Annotated in this window: 1 protein-coding gene; it reads right to left on the bottom strand. The window is 59.4% G+C overall.

The window, feature by feature from the left end; translation table 11 throughout:
• Positions 1-13: 13 nt before the first annotated feature.
• Positions 14-1,288 (bottom strand): IS4 family transposase, encoded by a 1,275-nt coding sequence (locus tag EPL03_RS19650; protein ID WP_135823195.1) that lies wholly within the window; start codon positions 1,286-1,288, stop codon positions 14-16.
• Positions 1,289-1,403: the final 115 nt, after the last annotated feature.

The raw sequence follows: 1,403 nt of genomic DNA, 5'->3' as shown, positions 1-1,403 counted from the left end.
CATTCGTCTTTAGCTAAGACTCACACCTCGGTTGCGTAGTGGTAGCGAGCGTCTCTTGTAGGATCGGTCGTTGTTGGTGGATCTTCTGTGCATCTTCGATCAGCCGCTCCAACAGCGGCGGTGGCGAGTAGCCGAGATATTCGCCGAGTTCGTGGAGGATGAGCTGGGCGTGCGACCGGAAGGTCGCCGCCCAGCGTTCCGGCGGGAACACGATCTCATCGTCGGCCTGCTCGGTGACCAGATCCAACAGCTCACGACTCACCAGCAGCGACAGCAACGCCGCGTACAACAGAATTTTCACGACATCCGGATCGCTCGTGTCGAACTCGTCCAACTCGTACTGCGTCTTCAACTCACGAAACAGGGTTTCTACCTCCCACCGGCACCGATACAGCGTTGCGAGATCCGCCGGGAGAAACTCATTTCGCGGCAGATTCGTGATGTACAGATGGTAGTCGTCGGCGTCCTCGTCACGGACGCCGACGACGCGGAACCGCTTCGTGTCCAGCGAGCGCGTTCCCTCGTACTGTCCCCGCTTGAACTCCGCTTCGACCTCCACGTCGATGTACTGTCGGTGCAGATCGTCAACGACATCCTGGATCTGTTCACCCACCAAGGGCCTGGCGCGGCCGCGCCAGGCCCGTAACTCCTCCGTTATCACCGGATTCGCGTTCTCTTTCAGCCGACTCACGAAGTAGCCGTCGTTCTCGTCGATCAACGCAAAGCGACGGTACTTGAAGTACGCCAGATCGAGCAGAACTAGCCGTCCGTGCAGCCACGAACCCGTCTTGAACAGCGTGCTGTCGTGCGTTTTCTCGTCGGTCACGTCGATCCGTTCAATCGTCTCGTCGGTGGCATTGTGGAGCAGGTGGAGCTTCGCTCCAGCCTGCTCCTCGTGACGGGCTTGGAACTCCTCAGAGAGGAACTCGTGCAACCGCAACACGGTTCCGTCAGCGATCATCACGTCCCTGAATCGGTCGATATCAGCGTCAACAGCGTCGGGAACAGCGACCTCGTCGAGGCCGTGCTCGACGAGGTCGCGGAGGTACTCCGCGAGTGTCGGCGTCAACCGGTGATAGAAACCGCCTGGTGAGATCGTCTCATCAGCGGTCGAGTTGTAGCTCCGTCTGAACCCAGCGAGTGTTCGGCTCTCGCCTGCGGCGAAGCCGAACACGAGCGCCCACACGAGGACTGGAACCTGAAGCTTCCCTTCACGCTCGACCACGCCGAGTTCCTCGGCGTGCTCTTCGAGGAACTCGGAGGGAAACAATGTAGTGAGCCGACGCATGATTCTCGATGAGGAGGCTTTGGTGTGCACAGCCGTCGCCTCCTCATTCCTCTCGAAAAGAAGCCTCGATAAGCCGCCGCTGTCTCGTGGTTCTCCTCTTAGCTAAAGACGGATG

This window comes from Halorussus halobius, assembly GCF_004765805.1.
In the GTDB taxonomy this organism is placed as follows: domain Archaea; phylum Halobacteriota; class Halobacteria; order Halobacteriales; family Haladaptataceae; genus Halorussus; species Halorussus halobius.
The sequence above is the reverse complement of the archived record's forward strand: the minus strand, read 5'-3'. Positions and strand labels throughout refer to the sequence as shown.

Coding starts and splice junctions, on each gene's coding strand:
- EPL03_RS19650 (WP_135823195.1), bottom strand. CDS start 1,288: ATGCGTCGGCTCACTACATTGTTTCCCTCCGAGTTCCTCGAAGAGCAC.